This is a genomic window from Hyphomonas atlantica corrig. (assembly GCF_000682715.1).
GTDB lineage: Bacteria > Pseudomonadota > Alphaproteobacteria > Caulobacterales > Hyphomonadaceae > Hyphomonas > Hyphomonas atlantica.
Genome location: NZ_AWFH01000002.1, coordinates 63,101 through 79,202 on the forward strand (window position 1 = coordinate 63,101; position 16,102 = coordinate 79,202).

The following is a 16,102-nucleotide window of genomic DNA, read 5'->3' on the forward strand; positions in this document are numbered from 1 at the left end:
CGGATCACGTCATGGCGCCCGCCGCGTTCACACCTGCAATACGGCCGAACGTGGCTGAACTGCTCAGCGAGGAGGCGCTATAATATCCGGCCCCGTGAAATCCCCCAACAACTTCACCTGCAGCAAACACCCCCTCGATCGGCGCACCAAACCAGTCGAGGACGGCCATATCTCCGTCAGTCGTAATGCCTCCATATGTGGAGGTGAGCGCATTTCCCGTCGCGGCGATATAATAGGGAGGCTGATCAATCGGGAATAGATTGATGGCGCGCCCGAATTCCGGATCCCCCCCTTTCGCAGCATGCCTGTTGTACTCGTCGAGCGTGCGTTGCAGGACCATGGGGTCGATCCCCATCAATGAAGCCAGTCCGGCGATGCTGTCGCTTGATTGGATATAGCCTGCGAGCAAAGCCTCTCTGTAATTGTTCACGGATGTATCTTGATGAGAGCGCTGCATCAGCCGGTCGTCGAAGATCTGAAATCCTATGCCCTCGGGCTGTGCCATTCCTATATTGCTGAGTGCCTTGTAGCTTTGCCCCTCATTTACAAAGCGCACGCCGTGCTTGTTTACCATGATACCGCCCTCCAGGAAGGAAAACAGGAGCGGGGGTATTTCATCGGCTTTCGCCTCATTATGGGGGTAGTTGCGTATGCCTCCTCCGAAAGAACCAGACACATAGCCGAGATCCGCATGCCCTGCCCCAAGATCGGAGGCCATCATCAAGCCATCTCCTGTATTGGCTATCCCCCCATGTTTTACGGCACTTACCAGTTCCGGCGCGTAGGTTTGAAGCAGCTCCCGGCTCCTTGAAAATCCGCCGGTGGCCAGGATAACGCCGCCGCGCGTTTGAATGAATGTCTCCTGATCTCCGAACAGCACTGCAGCCCCTTCTACTCTACCCGACCGAGTTGAGCGGTGAAGCCTGATACCTGGCGATTTAGAGGCGTAGTGGATCCTTGGCTCAGCCTGCACGGCCATGTGCAAGACAGTGATCGCCCGACCTGTCCCTGTTACATGAGCCCTGGATATTGCCGGCTCCGGTACGACATGAAGCTCGAATTTGACTCCATGTCTTTTCAGGAAAGTGTACGTCTCGAGCTGACTGTCCAAGAACCGCTCAATAAGCTCGGGATTATTCTGGTTCTTGCCGCTTTCCAGAAGATCTTGCCGCAATGCGTCGAGACTGTCCTTCTGTCCGGCTGCTGCCTGTTCCTCGGTTCCACAAAAAACGAAGGCGCCTCCGGCAATCGCCGAACTCCCTCCGGGCTGGGACGATTTTTCCAGCAGCAGGACCTCAGCGCCAGCCTCTGCCGCCGCCAATGCGGCGCAATGACCGGCAATACCGCTTCCCAATACCAAAACATCTGTCTCGGTTGGCAGCTTCCCTGATTCCCTTAGCATACGATACCTCCTGCCGTATTGGGCTCACCGGATCTCCTGTCGAAAGCGAGGCGAGCGCGCGCAGTCGCTCTGCAGGGAAGTCTGCCACTCCCTCCATATATCCTGCCCCCTCGCTGAACTTGCGCAAGGATCTTCCCGAGGCCCTCAAACCTTGGCGAACACTCTGACTGAGAACTATTATTGGACTGTCTTGAAGGCATATTGAAAACTCTCTCGATCCATCCGGACACGGCGCGTTTCGAAATCGGGCAAACGCACTCTCATTTCCCTAATAGCGGGGTCTTCCCTCTGTTTCTAGTTTCTAAAAACCTGAACACAGGCTTGCTGTTTCTGTCATTCAGCAAGCCGGTCAACTGACCTAGACTTGGCGGGCACCTTCACGGGGTTCACGAGACAGGGAGACACTACTTGGAACGATATGATGTAATTGTAGCGGGGGCAGGTCCGGTGGGGCTGACCCTGGCTATCGACCTTGGTCAACGAGGCATTCGAACGCTGATTTTGGAACGCAACAACTCCACAGGCCCCTGGCCCAAGATGGATCGGTCCAATGCGCGGACGATGGAATTCTATCGCCGCCTCGGCATTGCCGATCAGGTCCGGGCGCTGGGCTATCCGGACGATGCGTCCATGGATGTTTTCATCGTTACCCGCCTGTGTGATGAGCCATTGCTTAAACTTCACTATCCGACGGTCGCGGAGTTCCGTCAGCGAATCTCTGAAACCACAGATCATTCGCAGCCGCTCGAACCCTACCAGCTTGTTTCGCAGAACAAGCTTGAACCGCTCCTGAAATCGGTGGCTGAAGCAACGCCGCATGTCACGGTGAGATATGGGTGCGATGTCCTCAGCTTTCATGACATGTCAGATAGGGTAGTGATTGAATACTCCGACCCCGACGACAATCCGGTCAAGGTCTGCAGCACTTATCTCGTCGGCTGTGACGGCGGCAGCAGCACTATCCGAAAACAGCTCGGCATCAAACTTGAGGGTCAGGGCAATTTACGCAGCATGAGGCAGATCTGCTTCTACTCCGAACAGCTCTATGAAAACATTCCCATGGGCAAGGGCCGTCATTATTACTTTGCGGATGCCGAAGGGTCTGCCCTTATCGTCCAGGGGGATCGCAAGGAATTCACGCTCAATTCAGATGTGCCGGAGGATATCGACTACGAATCCTGGGTGAGGGAGAAGGTGGGCCCCGGCATCGAGTTCGATTTCAAACTATTGAATGTCAGCCCATGGAATCTCCATCTTCTGCTCGCTGAAAAATATGGGAACGGCCGTGTATTTCTGGCTGGAGATGCTGCCCACCTCGTTATCCCGACGGGAGGGCTCGGCATGAATTCCGGTGTAGGCGACGCGCTGGACCTGTCCTGGAAACTTTCCGGAACGATAAAGGGGTGGGGCGGTCCGGGGCTGTTGTCCTCTTATGAGGCTGAACGCCGGCCTGTCGGCGTCAAGAATGTTGAAGCCTCCGGTTGGGCCGCTCAGGGTCTTGGCAAATGGCGCGCCCTCCACAGCCCAAAACTGATGGAAGAGACGCGCGAAGGCGCGCGCGAACGATTGCGCACAGCGCGCAGCGCCAATCTGCATCACCGGCGTGTTCATGAAATGGTTGGAGCCGAATATGGCTATTCATATGCAGGCTCCCCCCTCATCACTCCCTCACAGGACACGCCGGCAGAATGGGATACGGTTCGCTTCCTTCCCAGAACGGATCCTGGTGTACGGATCCCGCACATCTGGTTGAGCGATGACAGTTCGATACTCGACCGAATGGGAGCATATTACACCTTTGTCGACCTTACCGGCCAAGCCGACACTTCTGATATCGAAGATGCCTTTTCCCATCTGCACGCACCTATGGTGACATTCTCCCAGTCAGAGCCGCATGTCCAGTCCGTTTACGGATGTAAATTTCTTCTCGTCAGGCCTGATCTGCACATTGTCTGGACGGGAAATGTCCTCCCGGATCATCCTCGTCAACTCGCCAGACTAGCTGCAGGTTTCGATGACACCCCACCCCCGGTTGATGTAATTTAGCATGTATAATGACAATAGCCTGGCAGCGCAGAACGTTACTCGAGGGGGCGACGATTGCCGAGAATTTTAAATCCTGTGTGCGTGCGCTCTCCGGGCAATGGGGCCCGCCCGTTCTGAGCGCATGTACGATCGGTGAATTCGAAAGGACGTCTCATATGCCAGGAAGAATGACAATAACCAGGTGGCCACCTGCCGGCATCATTTCGGTCTCCAATATCCTGGTAATCAACTGACACAATTCCGGGTCTCACTGCTTGGACAACCGCATACAATGATGACCCTTCTCCTTTAGAAATCGATCTCATCATCAGGAGACGCCGCTGCGTATCGTTTCATCAACAATGTGCGCAGTTCAGCCGAACGCGGGCTGGCGGTCCGGGGGATAACCAGGCTCCGTTCCAGATCAAGACCAGCCTCGAAGTCCAGCCTCGCCCCTTCCGTAACGGCGCGCTTGTTGGCGACGAGGGCATCGAAATCATGTCTCGCAAATTGCTGAGCCCAGTCCATGACAGCTTGACGGAAATTCCGGTTTGGCAGGATCGCATTTACAAGGCCCATCCTGAACGCCTCTTCGGCACTCACCTTCCGGCCACTGAGTATAAGTTCGAGCGCACGACCCGTCCCAATGAGGCGTGACAGACGTTGCGCCCCCCCGGCTCCCGGAACCATGCCAACTGATATTTCCGGCAATCCAAATGTCGCCGCCGGGGCAGCAACCCTCACCGAACAGGCCAATGCCAGTTCGGTACCACCGCCCCATGCCTGGCCATTTACGGCTGCGATGACGGGCTGAGGGATGGCCTCGATCAATGCGGGTGTGGTGCGCCAGGCGGACCGTTCACCAGCTACCGGTTTTCCGCTGGCCACCTGCTCAAGATCGTCGAGATCCGCATGCGAGACAAAATACTTTTCATTCGCACTTGCCAGAATAATGATGGACACATCACTTCGTGCCGCAAGCTCCTTCAATATTCCAGAGAGGTCCCCCAGAGCTTCAAAGCTCATGAAATTTCTCGGAGGTCGATTGAAGGTTACGATTCCGACTTTACCAGCAATTTCGCTCGTCCACGCACTCATGTGCCCGACTCGCCGGCTGGGGACCTGTCCACATAAGCGACGCGGGTCTTCTTCCACATGCTCATACCTCCTTGTACATATAAGTATTGATGTTCTTGGCCTGGCGCTCGCTCAGTTCCAAATGAAAGCCGAGGATATGCGCGCAGTCGATGATGCGTCCGACGGTCTTGTCCCCAATCCTGTTTTCCTCGCCGAACAGGGGCGCATAGTCGAACTCGAAATATCTCAAGTCCCGGGTTCCGGCGGCCTGGCTAGCCGTTGCAACCGCAGGCATGTCATTCACCAGCCAGGTAATATTGTGCACACTCGGTCCGGCTTTCTGGAGCAGCTCCCACCAGGGACCCGCATCATGTCTCGGTTCAATATATTGAAGGACCGCATCCCCGAGACTGAAATGCTGTATGTCCATTCTCCCCGCAGTGATTCCAACCAGAAATTCGGAAAATTCCTGCTCGACTCGCTTGGAGCCGAAAAGCCGCTCCAACCATCTTCCCGCTTGGGCGATATCATGATGCGTGATTTCCACATGGAGCATGGGTGAGACCTCCCCCCACGCCCCGGGCAATTCCGCGAGAGGGCCCTGTTCCCCTGGCTCCAGGATGAGATCAAATCCGATTAGGGCGCGGCTCCTGCACCAAATGACGCCGCTCTCGGTGTGGGTGAACTCCAGATTATCATCCGAGAGATCGGCAAGAAGCTGATCCATGTCCTCGATACCGTAGGCGAGGCTGGCGACATGTGGCCCGTACTGATCGAGACGCTCTCCCCAACCAGTATCCGCCGACTGAGGCGCCACCAATTCAATCACAAGGTCACCCAGCCCAATATGAGCCAGATGGCGCCCGCTCCCGGGATGAATCTGCGTTGGCACATTTTCGAGGCGCTGCGCCCGGAACAAGGATTCAAGATAACGGACGGCCAGTTCGATGTCCTCGACAACGCAACTGACCCGCCTCAACCTGGATAAGGAGACACTCATGCCGATTTGCCCCCTTCCATGTCTCCAAACCTGTCTGTTGGCCCGGACACCATTCTGCCTCTCCCATATCTTTGCTCAGGCCGGCGGGCAGGAGCGAGACAGGGAAGTTTGAGACCTTGAGGACACATCACGAGCCCGGCTGGAGCCGGTACTGATCAATCGAACTCCCGGGAATGGAATAGTCAGACACATCCATCGCGATGTGCAGATTTTCTGCCACCGCTTCCGCGGTCAGAGGAGTGGCAACAAATCCAGGAACCGTCGCGGTAAAGATACGGGCCACCCGTCCAGCCGCAACGCTTAATACTTCACCGTTTGGCTGGCACGTCTCATGGCTCAGATAGACGACAAGCGGAGACACAGCAGACGGATCCAAGCGCGCCGTGTCCAATTCGGGATGCGCTTCAAAATAGGCTTTCGCCATCGGTGTATAGGCTACCGGGCATATTGTATTTATGCGAATATTCCGATCTCGATTGTCGAGTGACGCGGAGCGGCTCAGACCCAGGATCGCCGCTTTGGCTGTCGCATAGGGCAAGGCCTCCGGCGCCCCGAAAGCGCCCAGGGCCGAGGCAGTATTGACGATACGCCCATAATCCTGCTTGCGCATATGTCTGAGGGCTGCCCGCATCGTCCAGAACATTCCCATGAGATGTACTTCCAGGACAGACCGCATGTCTTCGGTACTGACATCCTGGATTCTGCCGGCGATGGAGTTGCCGGCATTGTTCACGAGACTGTCGATACGCCCCCAGCGTGTCACCGCTTCCTGGATGACGGACTCCGCATCCGCCTCAATTCCCACACTCGCATTGCAGGCATGAACATCATAGCCTTCAGATCTCAACCGGGCTGCCTCGATCTGCGCAGCGCTCTCTCCGCCGTCGCGTATGGCTATGTCATTGAGAAGTACACTCGCTCCGCGTTCCGCGAGTGCCCTGGCATGGCTGAGACCGAGGCCGCTTGCCGCCCCTGTCACAATCGCGACCTTGCCGGTAAATCCGAGCTTCGTCATACTAGATCTCTTTATCATTATTTTCGGTCACAGGGAGTCGAGGGTGACCTGACCGGCGATCGGTCGGCCAAATGCGACAGCCGAGGTAATGGGATTGTAGAACTCACGCAGGCACTTGATCTTGCCATGTTCGACATCAAAGCGGAGGACATATCGATTCCGGTAAATTTTCCCCGACACCATCTCTACCTCGCCACGCGCCTCAACGAAAACGGTCCGCCCATCCTCGGAGACCACATATTCCGCACTGACGAGGCGTACGGATTTTTCTGCTGCAAATGCGGTATCGACAAATCCCTCGATTTCACGCTTTCCCGTGTATCGCCGGAAATGCCCATCTTCTGTCTTGCCCGATTCATTGAAAGGTATTTCCAGCACCATATCTTCGTCCATCACGCGGAGTTTTGCAGCCTTGTCCTTATTCACATCCCCTAGGATCCAGCATTCTGCCACATCTCGCGCATTCATTGTTTCCATTCCTGACACTGACTTTCTCCCTTGAATATTGATGCCGACCGCTAGGTCGTGACCAGTGTGTGTCCGCCTGCAACTTTAATGCTTTCACCTGTGACATAGGCGGCCTGGTCGCTGACGAGAAACTCCATGACCCCGACCACATCTTCAATCTGCCCCAGACGACGCAAGGGGATCGTGCGCGCCTGATGTCCAGTCGCTAGATTACGGCTCGGGGCGAGCGCCTTGATGCGCGGCGTTTCAATCAAGCCCGGCGCGATGCAATTCACACGAACATTATATGGCCCCAGCTCGACCGCTAAGGATTTGGAATATTTCTCGACTGCGGCTTTCGCTGCACCATACATGGCGAGCCGTCCCTCAAGATCGTCCGCAAACGCACCGATGGTTGAAATATTCACGATTGCACCACCGCGCTGCATCAAGTGTGGCGAGCAGGCCTGGCACATGTTTACGGTCGTGTCGAAATTAGCAGCGAAAAGGACGGCGCGGTCCTCTCCCGACGTATTCACGGCTGAGCTCTGGTCAATCTTCGTGATGGCTCCCCCCGCATTATTGACCAGGATGTCGATACGGCCAAACTTTTTGGAAATCCTGTCTACCGCCTGCCTGACCTCATTCTCGACAGAGAGATCGGCTTCAATCCCGATCGCGCGCACCTGCAGCGCCTCCAATTCCTCCTGAACGGAGGCCGCCGTCAGCTGTTCTCCAAATTTCGACGCCATTGCAAGGTCGATATCCAGTATGGCCACGTCTGCCCCTAAGGCAGCGAGTCGCAGGGCGTGAGCCCGTCCCATTCCCCCTGCCCCGCCGGTTACGACAGCTGTTTTCCCCGCAAGCATTTTCATGGCAGCTCTGCCTCATACGTCGGTACACGTACAGCAAACTCAAGACAAAATGTGCGCTTCATTTTATTGACCTCCCTCACTGAGCTCCCATCTGGCGGGGAACCTGTTTCACAGATTGCCGCCTCTCATCTTGCCAGACCAGTGACATTCGAGGCAACTTGGCCTTCAGGAAATTAGAAAGGTGATAGATGCGACACCATTTGCCCCCTCTGAACGCCCTGCGGGCGTTCGAAGTTACCGGACGCACAGGAAGCCTGAGCGCTGCTTCCAGAGAGTTGGGGGTTTCCGTTGGCGCGGTGAGCCGGCATGTCAACCTGCTTGAAGACTATCTCGGCTATAAATTATTCCTGCGTCAGCATAATGGCATGCTTTTGACGCAAGGAGGAGAACTCTATCACGATCAGATCGCCTCCGCATTCGATCTTATCGACAATGCCAGTCGGAGCCGACACGTCGGAACAAAACACGCGATCCGATTTCGCGCCTATACGAGTTTTGCAACCGATTGGCTGTCGCCACGTCTTCCCGATTTCAGGCGGCGGCATCCGGACATCGCGGTCCAGTTGAAACAGTCACTCAACGAAACCAATTTTGCGAGCGAACCGATCGATGCTGCGATCAGTGCCCTTCCCGTCCTCCAGCGGGATGTGCTCAGTGTCGACCTCTTCAACACAATTTTTCTTCTGGTCTGCGCGGACGGGGGGACACGGACGCGCGCACTCGAAGGAGACTTCTTCTCGGCAGATGCCCCTCCGATTCTGTTTGCCCGACGGGAGAGACCATTTTGGGAGCAGTATTTTGATCGAATGAACCTTCCGGCACCGCCTTTCGCGAATGGACTGGAGTTTGACAATCTGAGCCTCACCTATCAGGCGGCGCGCAACGGCGCCGGCATTGCCTTGGGCCAACTGTTTCTGGTGGCCGATGATCTCATGACCGGACGTCTTGTCCCGGCCGCCCGAGCCTATGTGGAACTCGATATTCCTCACCGGTTCGTGTACAGAACCGGCAGGGATGCATCGACGGATGTGAATGCCCTCAAGTGCTGGATGCTTGATCAAGCATCCCAGACCAAGGCGCAAATGACGAAGATACGCGCCGAACTGGATCACCTCTGACCCCTCCCTTCAGACAATCCCTGTCGGTCAGCCGGGTATAGTACGCTTGTTTTATTCTCTTGACGCATTGCCCCCGCTTCCCTAGTCCCTTGCTCATTGTCTCTGCCTGAAGCGGCACATGTCGCTGGCGGACGTGAATTGCAAATTAAGGAGCGGTTGTATGAAGGTCCTGGTGCCGGTCAAACGCGTCATCGACTATAACGTCAAGGTTCGGGTGAAGCCCGATCAGACGGGTGTCGATCTCGCAAACGTCAAAATGTCGATGAACCCATTTGACGAGATTTCTGTCGAAGAAGCAGTTCGCATGAAGGAAGCCGGTACGGCGACCGAAGTCGTGATCGTCTCGATCGGCCCGAAACAGGCTCAGGAAACCATCCGCACGGCGCTCGCCATGGGCGGCGACCGCGGTATTCTGATCAATACCGACGAAACCGTCGAGCCACTGGCCGTTGCGAAAATCCTTGCAAAAGTCATTGCCGACGAGAGCCCAGACCTGGTGCTGCTCGGCAAGCAGGCCATCGACGATGATTCCAACCAGACCGGCCAGATGCTGGCCGCGCTGCTGGACTGGCCGCAAGGCACCTTCGCTTACAAGATCGAGAAGGACGGCGACGCCCTGACCGTGACCCGCGAAGTGGATGGCGGCCTGCAGACCGTGAAACTGGCCACGCCGGCCATCGTCACCGTCGACCTGCGCCTCAACGAGCCGCGCTACGCGTCCCTGCCAAACATCATGAAGGCGAAGAAGAAGCCGATCGATGAGAAAGCTCCGGGCGATTATGGCGTCGACATCTCGCCGCGCCTCTCGGTTGTGAAAGTGACTGAGCCGCCTGTCCGCGAGGCTGGTGAAAAGGTCGAAGACGTTGCGACGCTTGTTTCGAAACTCAAATCAGCAGGAGCGATCTAATGGCTGTTCTGGTTATTGCTGAACACGACAATGCGTCCCTGAACGACGCGACCCACAAGGTTGTCACCGCAGCGGCGAAGTTCGGCGGCGACGTCGACATCCTGGTGGCTGGCGAAGGTGCAGGCGACGTGGCGGCTGCGGCTGCCAAGGTTTCCGGTGTCCGCAAAGTCGTTCACGCCGATGGTGCCTCGGTTGCCAAGCAATTGGCGGAAGCCATGGAAGCCCTCGTGGTGCCAATGATGTCCGGCTATGACGCCGTCTTCATCCCGGCCACGACGACGGGCAAGAACATGGCTCCGCGTATCGCCGCAAAGCTGGACGTCATGCAGCTGTCGGACATCACGGATGTCATCGACACCGATACGTTCGAGCGTCCGATCTATGCCGGTAACGCCATTCTGACCGTGAAATCTTCCGATGCGAAGAAAGTCATCACGGTTCGCGGCACGGCCTTCGAAGCGGCGGGTGAAGAGGGTTCGGCGTCTGTCGAGACTGCAGAGGTGCCTGCAGGTCCGTTCAAATCCGAATTCGTCTCCGAGCAGATGGTCAAGTCCGACCGTCCGGAACTGGCCGGCGCAAAACGCGTCGTGTCGGGTGGCCGCGCGCTGGGCTCGAAAGAAGAGTTCGACCGCCTGATTGTGCCGCTGGCGGACAAGCTGGAAGCCGCTGTCGGCGCGTCGCGCGCCGCCGTTGATGCGGGCTACGCCCCGAACGATTATCAGGTCGGCCAGACCGGCAAGATCGTTGCCCCGGAGCTGTACGTCGCAGTCGGCATCTCGGGCGCCATCCAGCACCTTGCCGGCATGAAGGATTCCAAGATCATCGTGGCGATCAACAAGGATGAAGAGGCTCCGATCTTCCAGATTGCCGATTACGGCCTGGTCGCAGACCTCTTCAATGCCGTGCCGGAGCTGACCGGACTGATTGGCAAGGACTGACCTGGTCAGTGCGTCAGGCGCAGGAGGACATTGCATGACGAAATTGAACAGACAATGGATCTATGCGCGACCTGTGACCGGTGAGCTTGCTATGGAGAATTTTGCCTATCGCCAAGTCCCTGTGCCGGTTCCCGGACAGGGACAGGTGCTCGTTCGAAACAGGCTCGTCTCACTGGATCCGGCCAATCGCACCTATTTCGTGATGCAGAATTACCGGCCGAAACTGGAGCTCGGGGATGTGATGGCAAGCTTCGCAATTGGCGAAGTCATCGAGTCCAGGGATCGGCGCTTCAAGACCGGAGACCTCATCCATGCGGATCTCGGTTGGCAGGACTATGCCATCCTGAATAGTTATGAACGTTCGGAATACGTCTACAAGTGCACCCAGGGGCACAGCGATGAAGATCTGATCGGAGTATTAGGTGTCACCGGCCTGACTGCCTATTTTGGTCTGCAGGAAGTTGGAAAACTTCAAGCGGGGGAGACTGTTGTCGTGGGCGGCGCAACTGGTGCTTGCGGTGTGATTATCGGACAGCTCGCCAAACTTGCAGGATGCCGGGTCATCGGATTTGGCGGTGGGCCAGACAAGTGTCAGTGGCTGGTCGATGAAATCGGCTTCGACGCCGCAATCGATTATAAAGGAAACGACCCGGCTGGCGATTTGGCGCATATCTGTCCAGAAGGCGTTGATTTCTTTTCCGATGCCGTCGGCGGTATCGTCACCCAATCCACTCTTCCCCTGATGAAGAAAAATGCCAGATGGTATCATTACGGCAATGTCTCCACTTATGACAGGGCAACAACGGATTCTCCCGTGGATCTCGGGGAAGCACTGACTGCAACCTTGCGAAACATCTGCGAAGAGCGGAATTTGCGGCCCAGATTTCTGCTCGTCTTCGATTATTACTGTCAGCGAAAATCCGCGGAAAAGGTACTGGCCGGTTTACTGAAATCGGGGCAACTGAAGGCGCCCACAACCATCGTGGACGGATTCGAGAAGCTTCCTGAGACCCTGATCCATGGAACACTGCAAGGGAACCGATATGGAAAACTCAATGTCCGCCTTCGAAGATAATTCAGGCATATGGTCCTGCTCAAACTGAGAGCGTGAACCTTGCAGACTCTCCGTCCTGCCTTGTCAGGTGTATGCCTGCCAGCATTCCGGCACATAGAGAAAAGCGACGTCAGAGACATTTCGGACAAACGGGAAGCCCTCAGCAGGTCCCGCCACTCAAACTTTCCCGGCACAGATAGACTGCGACGGGCCGGATCCTCTGAAGGCTCAATCGGTGGCGCCTAACGACACACGAAATTTGCCGCAATCTCCAGACTTCCCTCGCCATCATATCGAGGAAGCTGCGGCCATGGACAGAGAGGACGTGTCATGCTGTCAGGTGTCAGGCGGGGCAGTTCTCCCATGAGCGCGCGGGCAAGGGCGGCCATTGCCGGCGGAGGCTGGCTGGCGACGATCCGGACCGGCTTTTCTCCCGACTCGACCCAGGCATCGATTACGGCAAGTCCATCAAATGTCGAGGGGCCAGCGCCCCCAAGACAATGCGAGACACCTATCGCGGTAAACAGCTGAACACTCTCTTCTGCCTTCCGGGAGCTTGATTTGGCCAACAGTCTTTGATCCGTCACTTCCAGGGCTTCCTGATAATAATCGATCAATGGTTCAGGAGGGAGCAATTGATCATACAGGCCGTGCCATAAGAGAAGCTTCCCTTCCTCTTTCACGAATTCCGAGAGATCCGGATTGTCGGCGGTGTATATCCGATCAAACAAACTATCTTTTTGCGCTGCGTGACTGGCAATGACGTCGTTTGTGCTGAAATCCGTATCGGTTGGAAATCCTGCAGCAGAGGCAAAATTGTAATATCCCGTTTCCAGCTGCGAATCCTGATCGAGCGCCATGAACCAGGGAAAGCTGGACAGCTCTGATCCTCGGGCGAGACCATAGGCTACGATTTTTCCATTCATATCCCGCTTGTCCGAATAGGCAGACTGCACGGCCGCGACCTGGGCGGGTGACAGGCAGTCATCCCCTGAAACGCCACCCGCACAAAGCAGTTCCTGAGGGTCCCAGGAACAGGCATCCGGCATGGATATGATTCCATCCACGGCACCGTCCTCGCCATCACACGCCGTCAGGGCTGCGCTGTTCACAAGCTGAATTTGTGGAACCGAGAGTTTGGCATTCTCGGCCAGAAAGGCCCGGCTGATCAGCGACATGCTTACCCGGGCCACGTCATTGAATGCCGGCGCTCCAGCAATGATCCCATCAAAGTCCTGCGGATATTTCTGGGCTGCGACCATTCCCTGCCGCCCGCCTTGAGAACATCCCTGAAAATAGGATTTTGCAGGTAATTGCCCGTAATAGGTCTCTGCCAGGTCTTTTCCGAGGACAGTCATTTCGTGTACCGCCCGATAGCCAAAATCAATCAATCCTTCGACATTCGGGGAGCCATCCTCCTCGACGGCCCACGCCGTATTCCAGGGTTCGATGGCCGCATGACCGGTGTCGGTCTGCATGGTTGCATATCCCTTGATAAGTGCAGGGAGCGCCGCGTCGAGCCTCACATTCCCCGCAAAGCCGCCGCCCCCAAGTCCAACAATTTTGTGGTTCCACTCAACTGGAAAGCGATAAACCACACCTATCGTGGAGGTTTCATTTGGAGATATCCTGCCTGCAACTTCACAAATCTGAGGCGCCCCGGTGGTCACATCCGCTGGCAACATGCGGGCCGCTTCAAGACGGGTATGCGGCTTATTCCAGGAATGCTGGAGGTTTTCACACTTTTCACTGGCCGGAATTGGGAGCGTGTCGGGTGCGGTATCTGGATCTGCCGCGCATCCTGTCGGGGCCAGCCCCAGCAGCACGAATAACAATACTCTCCCTGCACTGACCATCATTTCCTCCAACTGGCTTGGTAATTGTAAAAGCGGGTAGCCCATCTCGGTCACTTTTACGTTACAGCGTACATTTTTGCGCGCACCTGTCCATCCGTTTTTATTATATAGTTTTATCCTGTTTTCATCTTATTCAGCCGGGCGTCAGATCCCATAGACGGCTTGAAGGCGTATCTGGCCTCACTCGCCAGACTGCTCCAACAATGCACTTTGGCATCACCTCGAAACCCCTTTTTTCTTTATTTTTCTGACCTGTTCAATCCTCGGAGGCACTTGCAGACCGCTCCACTTTCTACAGTCTGGACAAGGAATTCGTCCAGTTTACCGATGAGCGCTGGAGTTCTGATCCACTTAATTTTAATACTATTGTCTAATCTTGTGAAGGAGCCTCATATCCTCCTCCCAAGCAGTCCACATGGTCGAGCAGTTTTTCTGCAGAACCGCGAGTCATTGCGAGCCCGTGAAATCACCGCGCCGGACGAGAAGAAGATGCTCCGGTCAATGCTGACATCAAGAGAAGGATGGGCGAGGCGACGTGGATGAAAGAATGGCTGCCACAAATATCGTCCGTTAAAGCATTATGCAGAAGCGGATCGAGCCTGCGAAAGTCGAAGCGATATCACGGTCGTACTACATCGCTCATGATAAGATGGCAAAAGCCGACTTGTCGCATTTTTGAGAGGCGCCCGTATCCATCAAATGGTGTCCTGTGAGGCCTAAGGAAAGGCTTTCAGGATGGACATTGAAGCACGGAGGTATGAAAACTCAGCGTGAATCGTACTTTCCAAATCGTCGAACAATCGTCCTGCCCTTGATCAGCGTTTAGATAACGTGTTTGGCTTGCCAATTGTTGTTGCATCGAGTGGGGCTATATGTGTAAGTGGGTTAGTGACAATACTTCAGATGGAGCCAAGCATTGCCTACGAGTTCCCGTTTCGTCGTTGCCGTACACACGCTTGCCGCACTGGCGGTAAACGAAGGGACACCTATGCGCTCAGAAGATCTGGCGCGCAGCGCCAGCACAAACCCGGCTGTCATCAGATCGCTTTTGTCGCGCCTCGCCGATGCGGGGATGTCTACCGCGCGCATGGGATCTGGAGGAGGCTCGATGCTCGCCAAATCTGCTTCTCACATCAGCCTGCTTGATGTCTACCGCGCTGTCGAAGACTGCGAAATCTTCACCCTGCATAGGTCTGCGCCGGATCGCAACTGTGTCGTAGGCAAACATGTTCAGGACGCCATGCGTCCGGCACTCGACAAGGCGCGGCAGGCGTTGGAGGACGAATTGGCAAGGGTGACAATCGACGACATTGCTGCAGAAATCGCCAGGCGCGGCGGGTTTACAATCCCGTGGCAGGCTTGATGTGAGTTTTACCCATATATGTTGTTATGTTGGCAACGTACATACTGATGAAGGACGCAATTTATGACCAATGTTCGTGTCGCGATCGTGTATCATAGTGGCTACGGCCACACCGCGAAGCAGGCCGAGGGCGTGAAGCGCGGCGTTGAGAGCGTCGAGGGGGCTGAAGCCTTGCTGATGGATATCGATGAAGCCCAGAGCCGCTGGGACGACCTTGAGCAGGTCGAAGCAATCATTTTCGGTTCGCCGACCTATATGGGCAGCGTGTCCGGCCCGTTCAAAATGTTCATGGATGCGACCTCCACGACCGTCTTTGCAAAGGGGTTTGCCTGGAAGGACAAGATCGCAGCAGGCTTTTCCAACTCCGCGTCGCGTTCCGGCGACAAGCTTTCCTCCCTCATCCAGATCGCGCTCTTTGCAGCCCAGCACGGGATGCACTGGGTCAACCTCGGGCTACCGCCGGCCAACAATTCGTCAACAGGTTCGCAAGAGGACCTCAACCGGCTCGGGTTCTTTCTGGGCGCAGGCGCACAGTCAAATGCCGATGAAGGGCCCGATGTTGCGCCTCCCGCCGCCGACCTCAAGACCGCCGAGCATCTCGGACGCCGCGTCACAATAACGACGATCCAGTTCGTTCGCGGCCGAGCCGCCTGAGCCAGCCAACGGGATACGGATCCCAGAAGACCAATGGCAAGACTAGAAGATAAGACCGTTCTCATTCCTTGCGGCACGACCAGCATTGGTTTTGCCGCAGCGCTATTGTTTCTAGAGGAGGGCGCGCGGATCGCTATCAGAGGAAGGATGTCGGGGGGCTCGAAAAGGCCGCTCGTCAAATCGGCGAGGGCGTGACAGCGAGTCGCTCGGACACGGGTGACATTGCGTCACGGCCTGCCCTTAAGGCGCAATTACACGAGCCGTTCAGCGACCCAGATGCGCAGTTTTAAACGTCGGCAGTGTGCATTTCAGATCAATCGGGACCTCACTCCAGCGCCTGATGGTGACGTCCATGCCGCCAATGCGCGCTC

14 protein-coding genes are annotated in these 16,102 nt (G+C 56.1%); 7 read left to right on the forward strand and 7 right to left on the reverse strand.

The features are described from left to right. Positions 1-4 precede the first annotated feature (4 nt). Entirely contained in the window at positions 5-1,402 is a 1,398-nt protein-coding gene (locus HY36_RS03530) for an FAD-dependent oxidoreductase (RefSeq protein WP_035548540.1), read from the reverse strand. Between the two features lie 408 nt (positions 1,403-1,810). On the opposite strand from HY36_RS03530, the gene HY36_RS03535 reads away from it, so the two are divergent. Further along, positions 1,811-3,448 carry an FAD-dependent monooxygenase gene (locus tag HY36_RS03535; protein WP_051602474.1) on the forward strand — a complete coding sequence of 546 codons (1,638 nt, stop codon included), beginning with the start codon at positions 1,811-1,813 and terminating at the stop codon, positions 3,446-3,448. Between the two features lie 288 nt (positions 3,449-3,736). On the opposite strand, the gene HY36_RS03540 is transcribed toward HY36_RS03535, so the two are convergent. The 5 genes from HY36_RS03540 to HY36_RS03560 form a co-directional block, all read right to left on the reverse strand. After that, entirely contained in the window at positions 3,737-4,453 is a 717-nt protein-coding gene (locus tag HY36_RS03540) for an enoyl-CoA hydratase/isomerase family protein (protein ID WP_051602475.1), read from the reverse strand. 133 nt (positions 4,454-4,586) lie between these two features. Beyond that, complete coding sequence (locus HY36_RS03545) at positions 4,587-5,504, reverse strand: VOC family protein (RefSeq protein WP_035548543.1); 918 nt, start codon at positions 5,502-5,504, stop codon at positions 4,587-4,589. A gap of 127 nt (positions 5,505-5,631) precedes the next feature. Next, positions 5,632-6,519 carry an SDR family NAD(P)-dependent oxidoreductase gene (locus HY36_RS03550; protein ID WP_051602476.1) on the reverse strand — a complete coding sequence of 296 codons (888 nt, stop codon included), beginning with the start codon at positions 6,517-6,519 and terminating at the stop codon, positions 5,632-5,634. 27 nt (positions 6,520-6,546) lie between these two features. Next, positions 6,547-6,987: a nuclear transport factor 2 family protein gene (locus HY36_RS17615; protein ID WP_162175943.1), complete on the reverse strand. Its 441-nt coding sequence runs from the start codon at positions 6,985-6,987 to the stop codon at positions 6,547-6,549. 50 nt (positions 6,988-7,037) lie between these two features. Beyond that, positions 7,038-7,841 (reverse strand): SDR family NAD(P)-dependent oxidoreductase, encoded by an 804-nt coding sequence (locus HY36_RS03560; protein WP_035548546.1) that lies wholly within the window; start codon positions 7,839-7,841, stop codon positions 7,038-7,040. A 188-nt stretch (positions 7,842-8,029) separates the two neighbouring features. Here HY36_RS03560 and HY36_RS03565 point away from each other — a divergent pair, with 188 nt between their 5' ends. The 4 genes from HY36_RS03565 (at position 8,030) to HY36_RS03580 (ending at position 11,879) form a co-directional block, all read left to right on the forward strand. Further along, positions 8,030-8,959, forward strand: a complete 930-nt coding sequence (locus HY36_RS03565; protein WP_035548549.1) for a LysR substrate-binding domain-containing protein — start codon at positions 8,030-8,032, stop codon at positions 8,957-8,959. Positions 8,960-9,119: 160 nt separating this feature from the next. Further along, positions 9,120-9,866 (forward strand): electron transfer flavoprotein subunit beta/FixA family protein, encoded by a 747-nt coding sequence (locus HY36_RS03570; RefSeq protein WP_035548552.1) that lies wholly within the window; start codon positions 9,120-9,122, stop codon positions 9,864-9,866. Next, a complete protein-coding gene (locus HY36_RS03575; protein WP_035548555.1) occupies positions 9,866-10,804 on the forward strand; it encodes an electron transfer flavoprotein subunit alpha/FixB family protein in 939 nt (312 codons plus the stop codon). The genes HY36_RS03570 and HY36_RS03575 overlap by 1 nt, the downstream gene beginning before the upstream one ends. Positions 10,805-10,838: 34 nt before the next feature. Then, complete coding sequence (locus HY36_RS03580; protein WP_035548558.1) at positions 10,839-11,879, forward strand: MDR family NADP-dependent oxidoreductase; 1,041 nt, start codon at positions 10,839-10,841, stop codon at positions 11,877-11,879. 221 nt (positions 11,880-12,100) lie between these two features. Here the strand turns inward: HY36_RS03580 and HY36_RS03585 are convergent, their stop codons facing one another. Further along, the gene (locus HY36_RS03585; RefSeq protein ID WP_081806021.1) at positions 12,101-13,759 is read right to left on the reverse strand and encodes a tannase/feruloyl esterase family alpha/beta hydrolase; all 1,659 of its coding nucleotides are present in this window, start codon (positions 13,757-13,759) and stop codon (positions 12,101-12,103) included. Positions 13,760-14,630: 871 nt separating this feature from the next. On the opposite strand from HY36_RS03585, the gene HY36_RS03590 reads away from it, so the two are divergent. Continuing rightward, positions 14,631-15,077, forward strand: coding sequence for an Rrf2 family transcriptional regulator (locus HY36_RS03590; RefSeq protein WP_035548565.1), 447 nt, complete (start codon positions 14,631-14,633; stop codon positions 15,075-15,077). A 63-nt stretch (positions 15,078-15,140) separates the two neighbouring features. Next, positions 15,141-15,731, forward strand: coding sequence for a flavodoxin family protein (locus HY36_RS03595; protein WP_035548568.1), 591 nt, complete (start codon positions 15,141-15,143; stop codon positions 15,729-15,731). Positions 15,732-16,102: the final 371 nt, after the last annotated feature.

What these genes read in the sequence shown, in the direction of transcription:
- HY36_RS03530 (WP_035548540.1), bottom strand. Translation starts at nt 1,402, where the DNA reads ATGCTAAGGGAATCAGGGAAGCTGCCAACCGAGACAGATGTTTTGGTA.
- HY36_RS03540 (WP_051602475.1), bottom strand. Translation starts at nt 4,453, where the DNA reads ATGAGCTTTGAAGCTCTGGGGGACCTCTCTGGAATATTGAAGGAGCTT.
- HY36_RS03545 (WP_035548543.1), bottom strand. Translation starts at nt 5,504, where the DNA reads ATGAGTGTCTCCTTATCCAGGTTGAGGCGGGTCAGTTGCGTTGTCGAG.
- HY36_RS03550 (WP_051602476.1), bottom strand. Translation starts at nt 6,519, where the DNA reads ATGACGAAGCTCGGATTTACCGGCAAGGTCGCGATTGTGACAGGGGCG.
- HY36_RS17615 (WP_162175943.1), bottom strand. Translation starts at nt 6,987, where the DNA reads ATGAATGCGCGAGATGTGGCAGAATGCTGGATCCTAGGGGATGTGAAT.
- HY36_RS03560 (WP_035548546.1), bottom strand. Translation starts at nt 7,841, where the DNA reads ATGAAAATGCTTGCGGGGAAAACAGCTGTCGTAACCGGCGGGGCAGGG.
- HY36_RS03565 (WP_035548549.1), top strand. Translation starts at nt 8,030, where the DNA reads ATGCGACACCATTTGCCCCCTCTGAACGCCCTGCGGGCGTTCGAAGTT.
- HY36_RS03570 (WP_035548552.1), top strand. Translation starts at nt 9,120, where the DNA reads ATGAAGGTCCTGGTGCCGGTCAAACGCGTCATCGACTATAACGTCAAG.
- HY36_RS03575 (WP_035548555.1), top strand. Translation starts at nt 9,866, where the DNA reads ATGGCTGTTCTGGTTATTGCTGAACACGACAATGCGTCCCTGAACGAC.
- HY36_RS03580 (WP_035548558.1), top strand. Translation starts at nt 10,839, where the DNA reads ATGACGAAATTGAACAGACAATGGATCTATGCGCGACCTGTGACCGGT.
- HY36_RS03585 (WP_081806021.1), bottom strand. Translation starts at nt 13,759, where the DNA reads ATGGGCTACCCGCTTTTACAATTACCAAGCCAGTTGGAGGAAATGATG.
- HY36_RS03595 (WP_035548568.1), top strand. Translation starts at nt 15,141, where the DNA reads ATGACCAATGTTCGTGTCGCGATCGTGTATCATAGTGGCTACGGCCAC.